The organism is Sphingomonas sp. Leaf21 (assembly GCF_916858675.1).
In the GTDB taxonomy this organism is placed as follows: Bacteria; Pseudomonadota; Alphaproteobacteria; order Sphingomonadales; family Sphingomonadaceae; genus Sphingomonas.
The window spans coordinates 90,091-111,432 of sequence record NZ_CAKASM010000002.1 but is presented as its reverse complement, the minus strand read 5'-3'; the positions used below and the strand labels follow the sequence as shown (position 1 = coordinate 111,432).

Here is a 21,342-nt window from a genome sequence, read left to right as displayed (position 1 = left end):
GGGATCGTCAAAGGCGAACCGGGGATAAGGGACAGGACAATGGCACTATCGATCGCCGACCACGCCATGGGAACGACGGAACCGCAACCGACCGATGGTCAGGCCGCGTCGATCCCGTTCGTCGAAAAGCTCTGCTACGGGCTGGGCGATGCGGGCGGCACGATCGTCACCGGGCTGATCGCCAATTTCCTGACCTTCTATTACACCGACGTCTTCGGCCTGGCGCCGGGGATCGTCGGCATCCTGTTCCTGTCGCTGCGCATCTTCGACGCGGTGTCCGATCCCCTGATCGGGATCATGGCCGACCGCACCTCGACCCGCTGGGGCCGGTTCCGCCCCTATCTGCTGTGGACCGCGATCCCCGTCGGCCTCGCCTGTTTCCTGACCTTCCAGTCCCCCGACCTCGGCTATGACGGCAAGGTCGCCTATGCGGCTGTCACCTATTTCCTGCTCGCCTTCTCCTATTCGCTCAACAACGTCCCCTATTGCGCCCTCATCACCCGCATGACCGACAGCGCGCGCGAAGGCGTGGCGTGCCAGTCGGTGCGTTTCGCGCTGGTCGCCATCGCCTCCTTCTGCGTGTCGGTCGGACTGCCGATCATGGTCCGCCAGTTGGGCGGCACCGACATCGCGCGCGGCTATCGCGACGGGGTGGCGATCCTCAGCCTGGCCGCCGTGGTCATGTTCCTGATCTGCTTCCTGTTCGTGCGCGAGCGGGTGGTCGCCGCCGACAGTGCCGAGGTGCCGCTGAAGGTCGCCATCGCCACCACGCTGAAGAACGACCAGTTGCGCCTGACCTTCGTCATGACGCTGCTGCTGATCGGCATCTTCAATACCAAGGGCGGCGCGGCGCTCTATTTCATCACCTATGTGCTGGGTGGCGACACCACCTATCAGGCGCTGTTCTTCGGCATCGCGACCGCGGGCGGGTTCCTGGGTTCGGTGATCGTCCCCTTCTTCACCCGGCGTTTCGACGTGAAGACCGTCTATGTCTGGGTGAACCTGATCCTGGTCGCGGGACATTTCGCCGCCTTCTTCGTGCCGGGCGGCTATCCGATCCTGTGGCTGGTGCTGGTCGGCCTGTGCTGCATCGTGCTGGGCTGCACCCTGCCGCTGCACTTCACCCTGATCCAGCTCGCCGACCAATATGGCGAGTGGAAGCTCGGGATGCGCTCCTCGGGCATGAGCTTCGCCTTCAACCAGTTCTTCGTCAAACTCGCCTGGGCGCTGGCGGGCGTGCTGATCAGCGGCGTCCTGGTCATCGTGTCGTACAAGGCGGGGGCGGGCAATCAGACGCCCTTGTCCCTGACCGGCATCCGCGCGCTCTCGACCGTCATCCCCGGCTTGATGCATCTGGCGCTGGCCGCCACCGCCGCCCGCCTGATCCTGAACCGCGCGACGATCGAGCGCATGACCGCCGAGCGTCCCGCATGACCTTCCAGCCGAAAGCCCGCCCCATGTCCTCGCCCCTTCGCCTGATCCTCGCCACGCTGCTCGGCTCGACCTCCATCGCCGCCGTCGCGCAGGAGCGGCTGACCGTCGATCTGGCCAGCGATACGGGCGCGTTTCATGGCGGCGCGTCGGGAACGCTCTACGGCCTCTACGATGCCCGGCTGCCGCATCCCAATCTGGTCGAGGGGATCGGTCTCCGCACCGTCTCGACCAAGGCGCAGGACGGGCCGCAGCATCCGGGTGCGGACGCGCTGGAGGTCTCGACATTGCTGACCGATGCGTCCGGCGGCGACACTTATATCTACATGACCGATATCAACCGCGAATTCCCGTACAACTGGAAGACCGGCGACTGCGCCCGGTCGGTCTCGCATTATATCGAGCAGTTGCGCGCCCAGGTCCGCCAGGTGAAGGCGATGGCCCCGCGCTATCGCGACCGGATCGTCTTCGTTCCCTATAACGAACCCGATGGCAACATGTTCGCGGACGGCCCCAAGAGCTGCAACGGCGTGAAGTGGCAGAAGGACCCGACCGCCTTCAACGACGCCTGGGACCGGGCGGTGCGGATGATCCGCCAGGAGCTGCCCGGCGCGCGGATCGCGGGGCCCAATACCAGCATCCTCTATCCCGAGGTCGAGGGCTTCCTGCGTCACGCCATCGCGGCCGATACCATGCCCGACGTCGTAACCTGGCACGAGCTGAGCAACCCGGCGGCGGTGCGGACCAGCGTGCGCAAGTATCGCGAATGGGAGGACCGGCTGTTCGCGGGCACCAAATGGCAGGGCCGCCACCTGCCCGTCAACATCAACGAATATGCCTATAACTACCACACGTCCGTCCCCGGCCAGATGGTGCAGTGGGTCGCGGCGATCGAGGATTCCAAGGTCGACGCCGACATCGCCTATTGGAATATCGACGGGAATCTCAGCGACTCCGCCGTCCAGGCCAATCGCGGCAACGGGCAATGGTGGCTGCTCAACGCCTATGCGACGATGAGCGGCCATACGCTGGCCGTCACCCCGCCGCATCCCGACCAGAGCTATACGCTGCAGGGGCTGGCGACACTCGACCCCGCGCGGCGGCAGATGCGCCTGCTGTTCGGCGGCAAGAGCGGCGACGCGACGATCGCGCTGGCGCATGTCCCCGCCGCGTTCGGCCCCGAGGTCCGGGTGCGCGTCCGCGAGATCGGCTGGACCGGACAATTGGGCGATTCCGCCCCGCCGGTCACGATGGCGGAGCGGACGATGCCGGTGAAGGACGGCCAGATCGCGCTGACCTTCGGTCGGGACGGCCTGCCCGCGCTGCGCGAAGAAGCGGCCTATGAGTTGCTGCTCACGCCTGCGGAAGGGACGCAGGCCCCCGCCGTCGCCCTGCCCTGGCGACAGGATTACGAGGCGGAGAAGGCGACACGGCGGGGCCAGGGCCTGGCGGTACGCGGGCCGGAGGGCTCGCCCGACCATGTCGACCGCTTCCACACCTCGGGTGGCTACTCGGTCGAGGGGTTCAGGACCGGCGGCGACGCCGCGCTCGACTTCGCGGTCGCGGTGCCGCGCACCGGTCGCTACGACCTGCGCGTGCTCGCCAGCACCTTCAACAAGGATCCGCTGGTCACCGATCAGGGGGCGACCAACGTCTTCCTCCGGATCGACGGCAAGAAGGCGGGCGAGACCGAGCTGTTCCTGCCGCTGGGATACAAGCCCGCAGTGCTCGATCATGTCGATACGATCGTCACCCTGACGCGCGGCCAGCATGTCCTGACGCTCGCGACGCGCAGCCTGGACGGCACAAGGGCGACGCGCGGCAACGCGCTGGTCGACCGGATCACGCTGACCGCCGCCGACCCCGCCGCGACCACCGTCCGCTACGACGTGCGCGACGCGATGCTGAAGGGCGAGACCGCGACCTTCTGGGTATACGGCGCGCAGGACGGGGCGGCGAAACTGGCCGCCGATGCGCGCGGCCCGGTCACCATCCGCGTCAACGACCGGCCGCTGTCGGGTGGCGACGCGTTCCTGCTCGGCGGGATCAACAAGGTCGAGGTGTCGGGAACCGCGGGTCTTCGCGCCCTGACCGTCACGCGCGAGCCCGCGCCCCAAGCCCCCCGCCGCTACGAGGCGGAGGGTGCGCAGGTCGCCGGGACCACGCGGATCGGCACCGCGTCGCTGGCCAGCGGCGGACGCGCGGTATTCGACATCGGTGGTGCGCCGGGCAACGGCAACACGCTGACCTTCCCCAGGGTCGTCGCGGACAAGGCGGGGACCTATGCGCTGACCATCCGCTTCTCGAACGACGAACAGTCCAAGGCGACGCATTACAATCCCGATCCGCTCGCCCGGATCGCGCGCATCTCGGTCAACGGCGCCAAGCCGATCCTGGCGACCTTCCCCAACAGCTTCCACGCCAACAACTGGTGGGAGATGACGGTGCCGGTGACCCTGCGCGCCGGGGCCAACAGCATCCGTATCGCGGGCGAGGAACAGCCCGACTGGGACGGCCGCACCCCTGCGTCCAAGACCTGGCCCGGCGTCCTGCTCCGATCGCGCTTCGCACCCAATATCGACCGGATCACCGTCTCACCCATGCCCTGAACGACCGGATTCCGGGGTGACGCCGAACACGGCGCGCCCGGATTTCGAACACGACCGGAAACGTTTCCATCAAAAAATAGAAGGAGGGGTTTATGAAGCACGCATCGATCGGTGGCCTTTTGGCCTCGGCATCCATCCTCGCCACCCTGGCACTGGCCGCCCCCGCGACCGCCCAGAGCCAGCCGCCCCAAGCCGAACCCGCGCAGGATCGGGATCAGCCCGTCGGCCAGACGGCACCGGGCAGCGCCGACATCGTCGTCACCGGCATCCGCCAGAGCCTGAGCAGCGCGCAGAACATCAAGCGCAATTCGGATGCGATCGTCGACGCGCTGGTCGCCGAGGATATCGGCAAATTCCCCGACAACAACGCGGCGGAGGCGATCGCGCGCGTCACCGGCGTACAGGTCACCCGCTATCTCGACGAAGCGGGCGGCGTGCTGATCCGCGGCCTGCCCAATGTCCAGACCACGGTCCAGGGTCGGGAAATCTTCACCGCCGACGGCCGCTCGGTGTCGATCGCCGACTTCCCCGCCCAGGCGCTGTCGCGGGTCGAGGTCTATAAGGCGACGACCGCCGACAATCTCGAAGGCGGCATCGCCGGGCTGATCGATGTCGGCCTGCGCCGCCCGTTCGACTTCAAGGGCTTCCAGATCGCTGGCGCGGCGCGCGCCGTCTACAACTCGGAATCCCGGAAAGTGGACCCGATCGGCAGCCTGCTGGTCACCGACCGGTGGCAGACCGGGATCGGAGAGATCGGCGCGCTGGTCAACGTGTCCTTCACCCAGACCCGCTATCTCAACTCGGTCCGCTATCAGGGTTTCCAGGACAATGTCCCCGCCGCGCAGGCGGTGCTGCCCGCCTCGGTCGGCCGCAACTTCACCTTCCCGCAGGATATCGGCCTGTTCTACGGTCGCGGCACTCGCCAGCGTCCCTCGGTCAACGGCTCGCTCCAGTGGAAGCCCGCCGACAATCTGATGATCTATGCCGACGGCCTGTATCAGGGCTATCGCAACAAGAACGCCAACGACTTTTTCGGCGTGCCGATCCAGTCCAACCCCAATGGCGGCAATCCGCCGACGATCCGCAACGCGGTGCTGACCCAGGACGGCACGACGCTGCAATCCTTCGACGTCGATCTCGGCCTGGTCAACGGGCCGTCCAAGGAGTTCGGGACCAGCCGCACCGACACCTATCAGGGCGCGGTCGGCGCCAAATGGGAGACGGGCAACGCCGTCTTCACCACCGACCTGGCCTATACGAAGTCGATCGTCGACAACAATTGGGGCCAGTTCCAGACCCAGGTCGCGACGCCGCTGTCGCTGTCGGTCAAGCTCAACGACCAGGGCAGCGTCAACTTCACGCCGAGCGGCGTCGACTTCAACAACCCCGACAGCTTCTATATGCGCGGATTGATCGAGAACCGGAACCGCGCGACCGGCAGCCAGTGGCAGTGGCAGGGCAATGTCGCGATCGACACCGGCTCGTCGCTATTCCCCAAATTCCTGTTCGGGCTTCGCTATGGCGATCGCAACGCCAGCTCGGTCTATGGCGACCGCTATGCCTCGCTGGTCAGCCTGAAGGACCCGATCAGCCGGGTGCCGACCGTGGCGCAGGGCGGCGTCATCGAACCCGGCTTCCACGGCGACGACGTGCAGCAGTTCCGATCCTGGTACGCGCCCAATTCCTTCCTGTTCAACGACCGGCTGAACGATGTGCGCGACTATGTCCGCGACGCGCTGGTCCGTGCGGGCGCCGATGCCGGAACCCAGGCCGCCTGGGCGCCCGAGCAGCCCAATCTCAACCCGCTCAACGCCTTCCAGGCGCGCGAGCAGGTCTACACCACCTATGCGCAGGTCAATTACGCCTTCGATATCGGCATCCCGGTCGACGGCGTGATCGGCGCGCGCGTGATCCTGACGCGCAACCGGCTGAACGGCACCAATCAGCTTCCGACGGCGGCGGGCGGCACGGTGCTGGTGCCGATCAACTCCTCGACGCAATATGCCGACATCCTGCCCAATATCAGCGCGCAGTTGCACTTCACCGACCGGTTGAAACTGCGCCTGTCGCGGACCCAGGCGCTGTCGCGGCCGGGGTTCAACCAGATCAACCCGACGCTGACCGTCTCGCAGGGTACGGTCGGGGGCAACATCTCCTACACCGGCAATGGCGGCAATCCGAACCTGCAGCCGATCCGGTCGGACAATTACGACGCCTCGCTCGAATATTATTTCTCGCGCACCGGGTCGGTGTCGGTCGCCGGCTTCTATCGCAAGATCAACGGCTTCATCAATTCGCTGCCGCAGATCGTCAATGTCGCGCCGTTCGGCGACATCCTGGTCTATCGCCCGTCCAACGCCGGATCGGGCACGATCAAGGGGATCGAGGTGGCGGGCACCACCTTCTTCGACTTCCTGCCGGGCGCGCTTCGCGGGCTGGGGGCGCAGGCCAACTTCACCTATATCGAGGGGGAGCAGGTGCTGCCCTCCGCCGCCAACTTCACCGGTGGCACCAACACCCTGCCCGGCGTGTCCAAATACAGCTTCAACGTCATCGGCCTGTACGAGCTGGGGCCGACCAGCGTGCGGCTGGCCTATAACTATCGCAGCGCGAACGTGGACGGCTTCGGCGCGCCGGGCGTCTACACCACCGTCTATTCGGGGGCGGTCGGGCGGCTCGACCTGTCGGCCAGCTATAATCTGAACGACAATGTCACGCTGACCGTCGATGCGACCAATTTGCTGCGCACGCCCTATCACAGCTATGTGAAGGACCCGCGCTATCCGCGCGACGTCCGGTGGGAGGCGAGCCTGTTGTCGGCGGGCGTCCGCTTCCGCTTCTGAGACAGGATGGGCGGGCCATCAGGGTGGCCCGCCCCGTCCGACCAAAAGGGACGATAGCCGAGGGCCGACAAGGCGACCGGCCCCCGGGTCCATGAGGGCCCGGTCATGGACCCCGATGCTACCTCGACCGGGTCGACGGCCCGCAGATCGGAACGCAGAGGCTGACCGGGGACAGAAACCCCAGTGGCAAACCCGGACCACCCCCCGTCACCGGCGCGACGGGTGACGCGCCGGACCGCCTATTCGGCCAGCAGGCTGGCGGTCTCGTCGGCGGTCAGGTCGATCCCGAACATCAGGCTCATCCGCATCCGGTAGACGCGCGGATCGCTCAACGTCGCGCTGGTTTCGTCCTGCCCGACACGGCGCCGGTAATGACGGTCGGTCAGCGAGGCGAAGCCGTGCGGCAGGATGATGCTGACGATATTGGCCTGGCGGAACCGGCTGTCCCCGGCGGTCGAGGTCCAGTGATTGCCCATCGCCAGGTCGGCGTCCCAGACATGATCGGTGGTGAAGCTATACTGCGGCTCCCACCCCTCGCCCGCCGAGCGACCATCGGTAAGCCCCGGATGGCCGTTGCGCAGCAGCATCCAGCCATGCTGGACATCGCGGACCAGCCGGAAGCCCGCGCCGTCGGGCGCCGTCGCCTCCGCCCCGTCGACCAGCGGCATGGGCGGCGAATAGCTGCCCCCGAACCCGGCATCGGCGATCCAGTCCTGTCCGTCCAGATGGACAAGGCTGAGCGTATGCGTGGTCGGCGGCACGTCGCCGGCGCGCAGCCAGACGCGCGCCAGCAGCGGCCGCGCGACGAAACCATGCGCCGCCAGCGCGTCGAGGAACAGCCGGTTCTGCTCGAAGCAATAGCCCCCACGCTTGGCGGTCACCAGCTTGGCGAAGACGCCGTCGCTGTCGATCGCGATCGGACGGCCGAGCCGCACGTCGAGATTCTCGAACGGAATGGCCAGCCGGTGCGCCCATTGCAGTCGGCCCAGCCCCTCGGCATCGACGGTCACGCGCGATGGCAGGGCGATACGGGAAAGATAGAGGTCAAGATCGAACATGGTCCCGCAGATAGGGTGCCCGATGCCGATTGTCGAAGGGGGTCGCGTACCCCACCCCCTTATCGCACCGCGCGCGACGGGATATAGCGCGGCGTGACCATGCGCTTCCCCGACCCCGATCCGACCCTGGCCTTCTCCCCCGCCGCGATCCGCGCGGCCGCCGACGTGATCCTTTCGGGCGGGATCGTCGCGGTTCCGACCGAGACGGTCTATGGCCTGGCCGCCGATGCCACCGACGCCGACGCTGTCGCGCGCATCTACGCCGCGAAGGGGCGGCCGTCCTTCAACCCGCTGATCGTCCATGTCCCCGACCTGACGGCCGCACGCGCGCTGGCCGTCTTCGACACCGACGCGCTGGCGCTGGCCGAGGCGTTCTGGCCCGGTCCACTGACGCTCGTCCTGCCGGTGCGGGCGGAATCGGGGATCGCCTCGCTGGTCACGGCGGGGCTCGACACGGTGGCGATCCGCGTACCGCGCCACCGTGCGATGCAGACGCTACTGGCGACTTGCGGACGACCGCTCGCCGCGCCCTCGGCCAATGCCAGTGGCGGGATCAGCCCGACCCGCGCCGCGCATGTGCGCGCGAGCCTCGGCCCGTCCGTACCGATCATCGACGACGGCGCGACCGAGGCGGGGCTGGAGTCCAGCATCGTCGCCGGGCGGACCATCCTGCGTCCCGGCCCCGTCACCGCGGCGATGCTCGCGACGGTACTTGGCGATATGGAGTCGGGGCCCGAGGCCCCCGCGATCGTCACCGCACCCGGCCAACTCGCCAGCCATTACGCACCGCGCAAACCCCTGAGACTGAACGCGGAGATCGCGGCCCAGGACGAATGGCTGATCGGCTTCGGCGCGGTCGCGGGGCAGGATACGCTGTCCGCCAGCGGCGACACGGTCGAGGCGGCGGCGCGGCTGTTCGACGCGCTCCACCGCGCCGATGCGGGCGACCGCCCCCGCCTCGCGGTGGCGCCGATCCCGAACGAGGGAATCGGCGAAGCGATCAACGACCGGCTGCGACGCGCGGCGACCCGGTAGCGGGTCGGCTCGTCGCGTGGCCCCCGGGCCGCGCCCGACGCCCGGGATTACGCCGTCACCGCCTTCGACCTTGCGGCGAAGCTCTTGCGCAGCTTCTGCAGTTTGGGCGGGATCACCGCCATGCAATAGGGGTTCGACCGGCCGGAGGTCTCCCAATAATCCTGATGATAATCCTCCGCCGGATACCACTCCGCCATCGGCTCGATCGTCGTGACGATCGGCTTGTCCGACCCGGCCTGCGCCCGATCGGCGGCGGCCCTCATCGCGGCCTCCTGGCGTTCGTCCGCCGGGAACATCGCCGAGCGATACTGGGTCCCGACGTCGTTGCCCTGACGGTTGAGCTGCGTCGGGTCATGCGTCGCGAAATAAATGTCGAGCAGATCGTCGAGCGCGAGCTGTTCGGGATCGAAACCGATCCGGATCGCCTCGGCATGGCCGGTGTCACCGCCGCATACCTGCTTGTAGGTCGGGTTGGGAACGTTACCGCCGATATAGCCGCTTTCGATCGATTCGACGCCGATCACGTCCTTGAACACCGCCTCGGTGCACCAAAAGCAACCGCCTGCCAGTGTCACATATTCAGTCACACGAAATCTCCTCGTCGTCTTGTATGCTTAGATAGGAAGGCGCTAGGCCACGGCAATCCATGGGTTCGGGACAAAGATGATGGCGGCGATCGACGGCAAGGTGATGGTGACGGGTGGAGCGGGCTATATCGGCAGCCATGCGGTGCTCGCGCTGCTGGACGCAGGCTATGAGGTCGTCGTGCTAGACAATCTCGTCACCGGCTTCGACTGGGCGGTCGATCCGCGCGCGACGCTGGTCGTCGCCAATGTCGCCGATGACGACAAGGTCCGCGCCGCGATCCGCGACCACCGCGTCCGCGCGATCATGCACTTCGCCGGTTCGGTCGTCGTCCCCGAGTCGGTCAGCGATCCGCTCAAATATTATCGCAACAACACCGCCGCCAGCCGCGCGCTGATCGAAAGCGCGGTGGCCGAGGGCGTGCCGCACTTCATCTTCTCCTCGACCGCCGCCACCTATGGCACGCCCGAGAAGGTGCCGGTCGCCGAAGGCGATCCCAAGGCGCCGATCAACCCTTACGGCATGTCCAAGCTGATGACCGAGATCATGCTGAAGGACGTCGCCGCCGCGCACGCGATCAACTATTGCGCGCTGCGTTACTTCAACGTCGCGGGCGCGGACCCCAAGGGGCGCTCGGGCCAGTCGACGGTCGGCGCGACCCACCTGATCAAGATCGCGGTCGAGGCGGCGATCGGCAAGCGCGAGGCGGTCGGTGTCTATGGCACCGACTTCGCGACCCGCGACGGCACCGGCGTGCGCGACTATATCCACGTCTCCGACCTCGCCGACGCGCATGTCGCCGCGCTCGAACTGCTGATCGCCCAGCCGGGCGAGAGCCACACGCTCAATTGCGGCTATGGTCGCGGCTTCTCGGTGCTCGAAGTGCTGGATGCGGTCGACCGGGTAACCAACCACACGATCGAGCGCCGGATGGAAGGTCGCCGCGCGGGCGACCCCGCCGAGCTGGTCGCGGACAACAGCGCGATCCTGGCCGCCCTGCCCTGGCGCCCCGAGCGTGACGATCTCGACGGCATCGTCCGCGACGCGCTTGCCTGGGAACGCAAGCTGGCCGAGATGGGGCGCTAAGCCCGGTGCGGCTGCGCTCGCTCCTGTTCGTGCCGGGCGACCGGCCCGACAGGATGGCCAAGGCGATGACCCTCGGCGCCGACGCGCTGATCCTCGACCTCGAGGATGCCGTCGCGCCCGACGCCAAGCCGCGCGCGCGCGACGATGTCGCCCGCTTCCTGGCGCAGCCGCGCGATGGCGCCGTCGCGCTGTTCGTGCGGATCAACCCGGTCGACGGGCCGCTGGCGGCGGACGACCTGGCGGCGGTGCTGCCCGTCCGCCCCGACGGCATCGTCCTGCCCAAGGCGGAAGGGCTGGTCAGCCTCCATGCGCTGGCGGCGCGCGGAGTGGCGCATGTGCCGATCCTGCCGATCGCCACCGAAACCCCGACCGCGCTGTTTCGCCTCCACGAATATGCGGGGTCGAGCGTGCCGCTCGCCGGGCTGACCTGGGGCGCCGAGGACCTGCCCGCCGCGATCGGCGCGACCAGCGCGCGCGAGACGGATGGCGGCTATACCGCACCCTATCAGCTCGCCCGCTCGCTGACCCTGTTCGGGGCGCACGCCGCCGGGGTCGCCGCGATCGAGACGGTCTATCCCGATTTCCGTGATCTCGACGGGCTTGCCGCCTATGCCGCGCGTGGGCGACGCGATGGCTTTACCGGCATGATGGCGATCCATCCGTCGCAGGTGCCGGTCATCAACGCCGCCTTCACCCCCTCGCCCGAGGAACTGGCGCGGGCGCAGGCGATCGTCGATCTGTTCGCCGCCAATCCCGGCGCGGGCGCGTTGCAGCGCGATGGCCGGATGGTCGATGCCCCACATCTGAAGGCGGCACAGGCACTGCTGGCCCGCGCGGGGCAGTAACGCCTATTCGCGCATGCTCGGCCAGGACGCGCGCATCGCCGCCGTGGCCCACCACCAGCCGAGCGCCCAGAGGGTCCCGAAACACCATCCCGCCGCCACGTCGGATGGCCAGTGGACGCCCAGATAGACCCGGCTGACCCCGATGGCTCCGACCAGCAGCACCGCCAGCGCGACGATCGCGTGGCGGACGCGGCGGTGGCGGGTCAACTGGGTCGCGAGCGCGGCCAGGGTGAGATAGACCATCGCGCTGCCCGCCGCATGGCCGCTGGGGAAGCTGGCATTGGACACGTCGACCCAGTGCGGCACGAGATCCGGCCGCGCGCGCGACACACCGTTCTTGACCAGGGTCACGACCGCACCGCCGCTGATCCCCGATGCGACCGTGACCCCCGCCACCAGCCACCAGCCGCGCGCCGCGAGCAGCAGGGCCGCCGCCCCGACCATCATCACCAGCACCGGCACGCTGCCCAGCGCGGTGATGTCGACCGCCGCGTGCATGAGGGCGCGCGACGCGAAATGCGCGCGCAGCCCCGTGAGAATCGCCCGGTCCCATGCGAAGGGCCAGCGATCGACCAGCAGGCCCGCGAGCATCAGAATCGCCAGCGCCGCGGCCCCGGCCGCCGCCCCCCGCAGGGCCAGCGGCATGGCGGAGAGGCGTTCAGGCAGTCGTTCGGTCAAATATCGTCACCCGGTTCGGTTACTCGCCGACCAACGATCCCGAACGGACCCCGGTCGCGCCAAGCTTCTGGCAAAGCGGGATGAATTGGGCAACCGCCCCCCTCCCACCGTTCCCCGGACAGGCGTTTCGCAACCCCGGTATCGGCTTGGCGAACATAATCGATCATGCTCATTCGAAAAACGGGTTTGCGCATTAACTATAATTGTCGCAAAGATGCGTCATACCGGCACACAGACCGGCTGGAGAGGACTGCACGACCATGGAACAAAATGTCATTTCGCCGTTCGACCGCCTGCTCATCCTCGCTTTCGGCGCGACGGCAAGCTGGGTCGCCGTGGGCGGTATGGCGATGGGTGCGTCCAAGCTGGTCCACCACCTGTTCTGAACGATCGACGCCGGTCCGCACCACGACGGACCGGCTGTCTTCCTGACCGACCGGCCCGGCATTTCGAAGATCAGGTTTGGTCGACCGGTATTCCCGGTCTGAACCGGCGCACCAGTCCGATCGCGCGCCAGCGGAGCAGATCGTCGACCCCGGCATAGCCGAGCCCGAGATGCGGCGGCCGCGATGCCAGCACATCGGCGAGCGTGACCCGCCCCGAGCGCAGCGCCGTCCGCGCCAATTGCCGCCATCGTCGCGCGGTTTCCCACCGGATGAGCGTCACGCTCTCCTGATCGGGTGCGACCTGGCGCAGATAGGCCCCTTGCAACACCGCGATCGCCCGACCCAGCCGCCGCAGCGTCGCGCCGTCCGGCACCGGCAGTCCGCCCATATTATGCCGGACCAGCAGGCCGGCGATATCCCCGGCCGCGTCGCCCAGCAGCGCGGTATGCGCGTCCGCCAGGACGCGGGTCGCGCTCGCCCGCATCTGCGCGATGAACCGCTTCGACGCCCCACCCGCATGCTGGCGATAGATCAGCAATGGTTCGTCCAGCCGCGCGATCCGGCCGAACGCGACGATACGGTGATACAGGTCGAAATCCTCGGCATAGAGGATCTCGGGCCGGGTGAAGGGTTCCAGCCGCCGCGCAACGTCGCCGCGCACCATCACCGTCGACCAGGCGAGCGGGTTCTCGATCCAGCTCAACCAGCGGATAAGGTCGGGCGTGGTATGCGCCGCATAGTCCATCGGCAGCACCCGCCCCTCGACCAGCTGCTCGGTCTGCGCCCCCGCCAGCACGACATCGGGGTTCGCCTCCAGATAGGCGACCTGCCGCGCCAGCCGTTCGGGGCGGCACAGATCGTCCTGGTCCAGCCCCGCCAGATAGCGTCCGCGCGCCTCGGCGAAGCCGCGATTGCGGGTCGTCACCGGTCCGCCATTGACCGCATTCTCGATCAGGCGAACCCGGCGATCGGGCCAGCCTCGCACCAGCGCGCGCGTGTCGTCGGACGAACAGTCGTCGACGACCAGCGCCTCCCAGTCGGTCAGCGTCTGCGCACCGAGGCTCGCCAGCGTCTCGCCGATCAGCGCGGCGCCGTTATAGGCCGGGATGACGATGCTGACGACCGGATGGCTCATGCCGCTTCATGGCTCCGGTCGACGTCGTTCCGATCGAGCAACTGGTCGACGATCATCTGGCCGACATGGTTCTGCCACAGCCACAGGCCGTTGGCCTGGCCGCGAAAGCTCTTTTCGCCGCCCAGGGCGCCCCAGGGCACGAACCCGGCGGACAGCCCGATGCCATAGGCCCCCGGCACCGGTCGGTCGCCCGCGTCGAGAATTCGGCAATGGCGATCGACCATTGGCCGCCCGGCCATATGCGCCAGCGCGATCGGTGCGCCCGCTTCATCGAACAGCGGCAGCGCGCGCGGTCGATAGCCCAGCGCACCGACCACCAGATCGGCCTCCCCGATCAGCGCGCGGGCCCGATGGTCGTCATCGCCCGCGATCCGGTGGATCGTCAGGCGCGGATCGGGGACCCGCCCGCCCAGCCCCAGTATCCGCAGTACGAGCTCGCGCGACTCGAGCCGAAGCCCCGCCAGCCGCAGCACGAAGCCGCTCACCGGACAAATGTCGTCGGCCGTGAAATCGGTGAACCCTTCCGCCTGTGCCGCCGCCACCGTCGGGAAGAAGGGCTTGGGCGGATTGCGCACGACCAGCGTGACCGCACCCGCGCCGAGCGGCAGGTCATGGCATTTGAGCAATTGCACCGCCGAGGCGAGCGCGCTGGTCGAGGCGCCGACGATCACGATCCGCGGTGCGCGCACCTGCGCCAGCCGCGCGACCGCTTCGCCCGTCCCGCCATGACGGAGCAGCGCGTCGGACCGCATCAGCCGCGCCCCCGCCATTTCACCCAGGGGCAGGCCCGCCACGACGGTCGCGGCGACCTGAGCCTCGGTCTGAACCCCGCCGGTGGCGACGACGACGCTGCGCGCGGTGACCTGTCGCTCCTCTCCGCCCTCCATCAGCGTCGTGCGCCATAGCCCGTCCCGGGTACGTTCGGCGCGCACCGCCTCGACACCGGTCCATATCCGGCCGCCCCGCTCCGTCACGATGTCGCGCAAGGCGGACGCGGTCGCGTCCAGCAACGGCGCGGTATCGCGAAGCGGCGCTCCCAGCGCACCGCAATAGCCAGCCATCACCCGACCCGCAGGATGCGTCTCCAGCGCGGCCAGTTCGGGATGGGGATTGTCCTTCACCGCCGACAGGAACGTCTCCGCCGTCGTATCCGACCGGATCGCATAGTCGCCCAGCGCGCCCGAACCGATGCGCGCCGATCGCTCGACCAGCGTCAGTCCGCCCCGCGCGAGTTCCTCGAGCGATCCGTTCTTGCTCGCCGCGGTCAATATGGCGGTGCCGGCCGGGCCGCCGCCGATGACGAGACAATTGACCGGCCCCGCCGTGTCGGCATCCGTCGTGGCGGCGCATCCTTCGGACACCCGCGCCACGACGATCCGCAGCCGGTGGGCGACGATGTTCGCCGCGCCCGGCTCCATCGCGTCGGTGATCGGCAGGCTGATCATGCGCGCGGAGATCTGGTCGGCCACAGGCGTCGGTTCGATCAGCGCCGCCTCGCGAAACCAGGGCTGCTCGCCCAGATGCGGGCTGAAATAATGCCCCGCCCCGACGCCATGGTCGGCCAGCATCGCGATCACCGCGTCGCGACGGGGCCCCAGCGCGGGCGGGAGCAGCACCGGCATGAACTGGGTCGCCTGTCGCCGCGCCGTCTCCCGCTGGAACGACCAGCCGGGCAAGGCCGCGCGATATTCGTGGTCGAGCGCGGCGCGCGCATCGCAGACCCGATCGATCTCCGCCAGCTTGCACCGTGCCATCAGCGCCAGCACTTCGGGCATCTTGGCGTTGATGCCCGGCAGCGTCGCGCTGCGCCCGCTCTCGAAGCCGAAATTCACCATCGCGCGCAACCGGTCGATCCGCTCGACGTCGCCGCTGTAGATCAGTCCGCCCTCGCCGACCGAGAAGGTCTTGGTCGCGTGCATCGAATAGACCAGGGTGAAGGGCGCGCCCGTGCCGAAGCCGCGACCATCCGCATCCAGGGTGCCCAACGACGCGGCGGCATCGATCACGATCCCCACCCCATGGCGCCGCGCCAGCCAGGCATAGCGATCGAGGTCGATGGCGGTGCCGAAGGTCGCATAGGGCACGATCACCCGGATGCGGTCACCATAGCGCGCCAGCATCCGCTCCTCCCCGGCCGCGTCGGCGGTCCAGTCGTCGGGATCGACGTCGATGACCAGCGGCGTCAGCCCCGCCCATATCGCCGCCTGCCCCGTGGCCGCGAAGGTCATCGTCGGCATCATCGCCAGCGCGCCGGGTGCGGGCGTCATCCCCGCCGCCTGGCGGATCGCGATCATCAGCCCCAGCGTCGCGTTGCCGACCGCCAGCGCCGCCCCCCGTCCGCCGAACAGCCGCGCGACCATCTCCGCCTCCAGCGCGCGCACCTCGGGCCCGCCATTGCTGAACTGTCCGGAAGCCTCGATCCGGATCAGCCCGTCGATCTGCTCGGACAGCCGAGGCGGATTGGGGGCAATGAGCGGAAATTCCATGGGGCGCTTGTCCTGGGGCACGGCCATCGCTGTCCCATAATCGCCTTTAAGAAGCGGTTAGCACAAGCGTATACGAGGATCGGCGGTGCCGGATCAGGACGCCGCGTGTCGCCGCAGCTGGTCCCGAAAACCCGATGGTGGGTCCGCCGGGACTCGAACCCGGGACCTCTCGATTAAAAGTCGCTTGCTCTACCAACTGAGCTACGGACCCTCCATCGGGGTGGAAGCGACCTAGGGGCGCGGACGCCTGCGGTCAACACCATGTCGAAGATGGCGAATGCGCCGACCGTCCCACGGATCGCGCCAGTCCCCCGCGATCGCCGCCAGGGGATGCAGCACGAAGGCGCGGCTCGCATAGGCGGTATGCGGCACGGTCAGTCCGCGCGAGCGCCACTTGCCTCCCGACCAGAGGATGATGTCCAGATCGATCACCCGCGCGCCCCAGCGCTGCCCGCGCCGCCGCCCGAACGCGCGCTCCACCGCCTTCAGCCGCGCGAGCATAGCGGGTGGGGCGAGCGGGCTTTCGATCAGCGCGGCGGCATTGGCGAAGGCCCGGATCGACGGACCGACCGGCGCGGTGATGAGGATCGGCGACACCGCATAGACCCCCGGCAAGGCCGCCAGCGCCGCGCGAATCTCGTCACGCGGCCCGCCATGCCGTCCCGGACGGTTGGAACCCAGCGCGATGGCATAGCTTGTCGTCGTCATGTCACCCGACTACCCGAGCGCGATGCCCGACGCATCCTTTCCCGTGATCCCCGCCCCGTTGGCCCCGATCCAGCCGCCGCGCGACTGCCCGCTCTGTCCCCGCCTGGTCGAGATCCGCCAGGCGGTCGCCGCCGAATATCCCGGCTGGTGGAACGCCCCCGTTCCCCCCTTCGGCGATGGCGAGGCGTGGCTGGCGGTCGTCGGCCTCGCCCCCGGCAAGCATGGCGCGCACCGCACCGGCCGCCCCTTTACCGGCGACGGTGCGGGTCCGCTCCTCTATGGCACGCTCGCCAAATTCGGGCTGGCCGAGGGGGAATTCGCGGCCAGGATCGATGACGGACTGACGCTGAAGGGCGCGGTGATCCTGAACGCGGTCAAATGCCTGCCGCCCGAGAACAAGCCCATGCCGGACGAGATCCGCACCTGCCGGTCCTTCCTCGAAGCCGAACTGGCGGCGCTGCCCCGCCTGTCGGTCGTCGTCGCGCTGGGCGAGATCGCGCATCGCTCGGTCATCAAGGCGCTCGGCGGACGCCTGCCCAAGGCGCGCTTCGCCCATCTGGCGGAACACCGGCTGCCCGGCGGCGGCCCGGTGGTGCTCGATAGCTATCACTGCTCGCGCTACAACCAGAATACCGGCCGCCTGACGCCCGAGATGTTCGAGGCCGTCTTCGCCCGCGCGGTGAAATTGCGGGGGTAGCCGCCGGATCGTCGCCCCGGCGAAGGCTGGAGCCTCTCACGATCCGCGCCCGACAGGACGAGAGGTTCCAGCCTCCGCCGGGATGACGGGCGTCAGATATCCTGAACCAGCCGCCCGTAGAGTTCCGGCCGCCGGTCGCGGAAGAAGCCGAACGCCGCGCGGTGGCGCTTCACCCGGCCGAGGTCGAGGGTCGCGACGATCACGCCCTCTTCCTCGCGGCCCAGTTCGGCCAGGATGTCGCCGCGCTCGTCGCAGATGAAGCTGGTGCCGTAGAAGGTCTGGCCATGTTCGCAGCCGACCCGGTTGGCCGCGACGATCGGCACGACGTTGGACACCGCATGGCCGACCATCGCGCGCCGCCACAGCCGCGCGGTATCGAGGCTGTCGTCATGCGGCTCGCTGCCGATCGCAGTCGGGTAGAACAGGATTTCCGCGCCCATCAGCATCATCGCGCGCGCCGTCTCGGGATACCATTGGTCCCAGCAGATGCCGACGCCCAGCTTGGTCGCCGGGCCGTCCCACACCTTGAACCCGGTATTGCCGGGGCGGAAGTAGAATTTCTCCTCATAGCCCGGACCGTCCGGGATATGGCTCTTGCGATAGACGCCCGCGACCTTGCCGTCGGGATTGACCATCGCCAGCGAATTGTAATGGTGTGGCCCGTCCGCCTCGAAGAAGCTGGTCGGGATATGGACCTTCAGTTCGGCGGCGAGTTCCTGCATCGCGCGGACCGCCTTGTGTTCGTCGGTCGGCTTGGCGTTGGCGAACAGCCCCTCGTCCTCGACGCGACAGAAATATTCGCCCTCGAACAGCTCGGGCGGCAGGATCACCTGCGCGCCCCTGGCGGCGGCCTCACGGACGAGGCGCGAAACCTCGGCGATGTTGCGGTCGATATCGGCGGTAAAGGCCAGTTGCAGCGCGGCGACGGTGATCTGGGTCATGGTCCCGCCCTTTAATGGCTCGGCTTTCCGGCGTCACGTGCGGAGTTGGGTGGGGAGACATTTGACCCGGGGCCGAACGAACGGATATCGGGGGGCAAGCCCCCCAGCCGATCACCGCGCCGGGATCTGCTGCGAGATGCAGTGGAAGCTGCCCCCCCCGGTCAGGATCGCGTCGGCGCGCAGGCCCACGACCTCGCGGTCGGGGAAGATCGCCTGGATCGCCGCGACGCCCGCCGCGTCGTTCTCGCTGCCATAGAGTGGCACGACCACCGTCGCATTGCCGATATAGAAGTTCATATAGCTGGCGGGCACGATCTCCTCATCGCGCAGCACCCGGCCCGGCGACGGGATGGTCACGACCTCAAGCCCGGCGGCGGTCGCATCGCGCCTGGCGGCCATATAGACCTGCCAATTGGGGTCGTTCTCCGCCGCCTCCGGCAATGCGATCCGGTTCGGGCCGACGAAGCGCGCCAGATTGTCGACATGGCCATCGGTATGGTCGTTGAGCAGCCCGTCGCCCAGCCACACGATCCGGGTCAGCCCCAGATCCTGCGCCAGCCGCTCGGCGATTTCGGCTTCGTTCAGCTCGGGATTGCGGTTGGCGTTGAGCAGGCATTGCCGCGTGGTCACGACCAGCCCGCTGCCGTCGCCATCGATCGCGCCGCCCTCCAGCACCCAGTCGCAGCGGGTCGCGGCGATACCGCGATCCTCGGCCAGCCGCGCGCCGACCGTGTCGTCACCCGGCAGATCGTATTTGCCGCCCCAGCCGTTGAACTGGAACAGCCGCGCGGAGCCGTCGCCGGTGACGATCGGCCCGGTATCGCGCAGCCAGATGTCGCCGAACGGCTGGACGATCACCTCTGCGGTGTCGCCCGCCATCCGCCGCGCCGCCTCGGCGGCCTCGCCATCGGCGGCGACCAGGATCACCCGCTCGCCCCGGCCATCGGCGTGGACGGCGCGGGCAAAGGCCAGCACCTCCTCGCGCGCGGGCTCCAGATCCTCTTCCCATAGCTCGGGATGGCTGGGAAAGCCGATCCAGACGGCGTCGTGCGGGGCCCATTCGGGCGGCGGGGGCGTCGTCGCGGATGACTGGGTCACGGGCGTCGTCACTGGGCGTTCTTCCTGCTTTGATCGCGAAGGCTGCGAAATTCGGCGGTGGGATACCAGTTGGGCCACAGGCCCGGCCGGTCGGCGAGCGTCCTGCCAAGTTGATAGTAGACGGTCAAATCCTCGACCGCACCCGACCAATCCCAACTGGGGTCATATTGATCGGCGGGCTTGTGATAGCGATGCGCGACATAATCCTCGGTCGCCGCCTTGCCCGCCGCGACGCCGCCCATCACCTTGTCCTGACCCGATCCGCCGTCGAGCATGGGAACACCCTGTTTCGCAAAGGAAAAATGGTCGGAACGATAATAGCTGCCCCGTTCCGGATTGGCCTCCTCGCCGATATAGCGGCCCTGCGCGCCGACCAGCCCCTTGGCCAGATCCTCGATCTCGGACTTGCCCTTGCCGACCAGCACGAAATCCTTCGACCGGCCGGTGACGTTCAGCCCGTCCATGTTCACCCCGCCGACCGTGCGTGCCAGCGGAAAGATCGGATGCTGCGCGTAATAGCTGGAGCCGAGCAGCCCGCTTTCCTCCGCCGTCACCGCCAGGAAGGCGATCGAGCGCTTGGCCGGGCCGGCCTTGGCCTGCGCCTCCGCGATCGCGACCAGCCCGGCGACCCCGCTCGCATTGTCGACCGCGCCGTTGCAGATATCGTCGCCATCGACCGCGTCGCAGCGGCCCAGATGGTCCCAATGCGCGGAATAGAGGACATAGTCCCCCGGTTCCGACGTGCCCGGCAGCACGCCGATCACATTCTTCGATGCCTGGCGCCGGATCGTGTTGGTGAAGCCCCCCGACAGCGTCAGGCCGAGCGGCACCGCCTTGAACCCCCTGGTCTGCGCCGCCTTGGTCAGCGTGGTCAGGTCGCGCCCCGCCGCCGTCAGGATCCGCTTGGCGACGGCTTCCTGGATCCAGCCGATCACCTGGCTCTGGTCCATATGGTCGCCCGCCTCGTCCAGCTCGAGCTGCGGCCCGGTCCAGGAGGATTGCACCACCGCCCAGGGATAGGCCGCCGGTTCGGTCTGATGCACGATCAGCGCGGCGGCCGCGCCATGCTTGGCGGCATTCTCGAACTTATAGGGCCAGCGACCATACCAGGTCATCGCCCGGCCCTCGAACGGACCGTCGCGCCCCATGGTCTGCCAATCGGCATCGTTGACCAGGATGACCACCGTCTTGCCGCGCACATCGACCCCGGCATAATCGTCCCAGCCCTTTTCGGGCGCGGTGATGCCATAGCCGACGAACACCATCTCGCTGTTCTTCAGGTCGATCCGGGGCGTGACGCGGTACGTGCCGACGACCATGTCGGTGCGATAGGCGAGCGGGATCGACGCCCCCTTGCCCGACACGGTGAAGGGCTGGACATCGTTGGCCAGGATCTCGACCATCGGCACGTCCTGGGTCCAGCTTCCCTTGTTGCCGGGCTTCAACCCCGCCTTCTGGAAGCGCTCGATGATATAGGCGACCGTCTTGTCCTCGGCGGGCGTGGTCGGCGCGCGCCCCTCGAACGCGTCGGAAGACAGGGTCTGCGTGACGGTCTTGAGCGTCTCGACCGAGATGGCTGGCTTGTCCTGCGCCATCGCGGTGCCGGAGAGGAGGACGGACAACAGGAGCAGACGGCGCATGACGGATTCCCCTTTGCTATGCGGGCTTTGTGCCCGGCGGCGAGGTCGGGGGCAAGCTTGCCAAGGGGCGGCGGGACACTC

The 21,342-nt window shown here is 68.2% G+C and carries 17 protein-coding genes and 1 tRNA gene; 8 read left to right on the top strand and 10 right to left on the bottom strand.

What is annotated here, in order from left to right; translation table 11 throughout:
* Positions 1-39 precede the first annotated feature (39 nt).
* The 3 genes from LRP66_RS03085 (at position 40) to LRP66_RS03075 (ending at position 6,883) form a co-directional block, all read left to right on the top strand.
* Entirely contained in the window at positions 40-1,434 is a 1,395-nt protein-coding gene (locus tag LRP66_RS03085) for an MFS transporter (protein WP_230481043.1), read from the top strand.
* A 23-nt stretch (positions 1,435-1,457) separates the two neighbouring features.
* The gene (locus LRP66_RS03080) at positions 1,458-4,040 is read left to right on the top strand and encodes a cellulosome protein (RefSeq protein ID WP_230481042.1); all 2,583 of its coding nucleotides are present in this window, start codon (positions 1,458-1,460) and stop codon (positions 4,038-4,040) included.
* Between the two features lie 92 nt (positions 4,041-4,132).
* The gene (locus LRP66_RS03075; RefSeq protein WP_230481041.1) at positions 4,133-6,883 is read left to right on the top strand and encodes a TonB-dependent receptor; all 2,751 of its coding nucleotides are present in this window, start codon (positions 4,133-4,135) and stop codon (positions 6,881-6,883) included.
* A gap of 239 nt (positions 6,884-7,122) precedes the next feature.
* On the opposite strand, the gene LRP66_RS03070 is transcribed toward LRP66_RS03075, so the two are convergent.
* A complete protein-coding gene (locus LRP66_RS03070) occupies positions 7,123-7,941 on the bottom strand; it encodes an arylamine N-acetyltransferase family protein (protein ID WP_230481040.1) in 819 nt (272 codons plus the stop codon).
* Between the two features lie 99 nt (positions 7,942-8,040).
* On the opposite strand from LRP66_RS03070, the gene LRP66_RS03065 reads away from it, so the two are divergent.
* Positions 8,041-8,976, top strand: a complete 936-nt coding sequence (locus LRP66_RS03065) for an L-threonylcarbamoyladenylate synthase (RefSeq protein WP_230481193.1) — start codon at positions 8,041-8,043, stop codon at positions 8,974-8,976.
* A gap of 47 nt (positions 8,977-9,023) precedes the next feature.
* On the opposite strand, the gene msrA is transcribed toward LRP66_RS03065, so the two are convergent.
* On the bottom strand, positions 9,024-9,563 hold the full coding sequence (gene msrA, locus LRP66_RS03060; RefSeq protein ID WP_230481039.1) for a peptide-methionine (S)-S-oxide reductase MsrA: 540 nt from the start codon (positions 9,561-9,563) through the stop codon (positions 9,024-9,026).
* Positions 9,564-9,642: 79 nt separating this feature from the next.
* On the opposite strand from msrA, the gene galE reads away from it, so the two are divergent.
* Together galE and LRP66_RS03050 are read left to right on the top strand one after the other, a co-directional pair.
* The gene (gene galE, locus LRP66_RS03055; RefSeq protein WP_230481038.1) at positions 9,643-10,647 is read left to right on the top strand and encodes a UDP-glucose 4-epimerase GalE; all 1,005 of its coding nucleotides are present in this window, start codon (positions 9,643-9,645) and stop codon (positions 10,645-10,647) included.
* Positions 10,648-10,652: 5 nt separating this feature from the next.
* On the top strand, positions 10,653-11,492 hold the full coding sequence (locus LRP66_RS03050; protein ID WP_230481037.1) for an HpcH/HpaI aldolase/citrate lyase family protein: 840 nt from the start codon (positions 10,653-10,655) through the stop codon (positions 11,490-11,492).
* A 3-nt stretch (positions 11,493-11,495) separates the two neighbouring features.
* On the opposite strand, the gene LRP66_RS03045 is transcribed toward LRP66_RS03050, so the two are convergent.
* A complete protein-coding gene (locus LRP66_RS03045) occupies positions 11,496-12,170 on the bottom strand; it encodes a phosphatase PAP2 family protein (protein WP_230481036.1) in 675 nt (224 codons plus the stop codon).
* A 260-nt stretch (positions 12,171-12,430) separates the two neighbouring features.
* Here LRP66_RS03045 and LRP66_RS18250 point away from each other — a divergent pair, with 260 nt between their 5' ends.
* On the top strand, positions 12,431-12,556 hold the full coding sequence (locus LRP66_RS18250; RefSeq protein WP_268992429.1) for a hypothetical protein: 126 nt from the start codon (positions 12,431-12,433) through the stop codon (positions 12,554-12,556).
* 70 nt (positions 12,557-12,626) lie between these two features.
* Here the strand turns inward: LRP66_RS18250 and LRP66_RS03040 are convergent, their stop codons facing one another.
* The 4 genes from LRP66_RS03040 to folK form a co-directional block, all read right to left on the bottom strand.
* Entirely contained in the window at positions 12,627-13,691 is a 1,065-nt protein-coding gene (locus LRP66_RS03040) for a glycosyltransferase family 2 protein (RefSeq protein WP_230481035.1), read from the bottom strand.
* Entirely contained in the window at positions 13,688-16,204 is a 2,517-nt protein-coding gene (locus LRP66_RS03035; protein ID WP_329959233.1) for a DegT/DnrJ/EryC1/StrS family aminotransferase, read from the bottom strand. The genes LRP66_RS03040 and LRP66_RS03035 overlap by 4 nt, the downstream gene beginning before the upstream one ends.
* Before the next feature lie 108 nt (positions 16,205-16,312).
* Positions 16,313-16,388: transfer RNA gene (locus LRP66_RS03030), tRNA-Lys, on the bottom strand.
* 20 nt (positions 16,389-16,408) lie between these two features.
* The gene (folK, locus tag LRP66_RS03025; RefSeq protein ID WP_230481034.1) at positions 16,409-16,885 is read right to left on the bottom strand and encodes a 2-amino-4-hydroxy-6-hydroxymethyldihydropteridine diphosphokinase; all 477 of its coding nucleotides are present in this window, start codon (positions 16,883-16,885) and stop codon (positions 16,409-16,411) included.
* 22 nt (positions 16,886-16,907) lie between these two features.
* On the opposite strand from folK, the gene LRP66_RS03020 reads away from it, so the two are divergent.
* A complete protein-coding gene (locus LRP66_RS03020; protein WP_230481191.1) occupies positions 16,908-17,582 on the top strand; it encodes a uracil-DNA glycosylase in 675 nt (224 codons plus the stop codon).
* A gap of 92 nt (positions 17,583-17,674) precedes the next feature.
* On the opposite strand, the gene aguB is transcribed toward LRP66_RS03020, so the two are convergent.
* From aguB to LRP66_RS03005, 3 genes are all read right to left on the bottom strand, one after another.
* Positions 17,675-18,523 carry an N-carbamoylputrescine amidase gene (gene aguB / locus LRP66_RS03015; RefSeq protein WP_230481033.1) on the bottom strand — a complete coding sequence of 283 codons (849 nt, stop codon included), beginning with the start codon at positions 18,521-18,523 and terminating at the stop codon, positions 17,675-17,677.
* Between the two features lie 111 nt (positions 18,524-18,634).
* Complete coding sequence (locus tag LRP66_RS03010; protein ID WP_230481032.1) at positions 18,635-19,633, bottom strand: agmatine deiminase family protein; 999 nt, start codon at positions 19,631-19,633, stop codon at positions 18,635-18,637.
* Positions 19,630-21,261: a M28 family metallopeptidase gene (locus LRP66_RS03005; RefSeq protein ID WP_230481031.1), complete on the bottom strand. Its 1,632-nt coding sequence runs from the start codon at positions 21,259-21,261 to the stop codon at positions 19,630-19,632. The genes LRP66_RS03010 and LRP66_RS03005 overlap by 4 nt, the downstream gene beginning before the upstream one ends.
* Between the last annotated feature and the right edge of the window lie 81 nt (positions 21,262-21,342).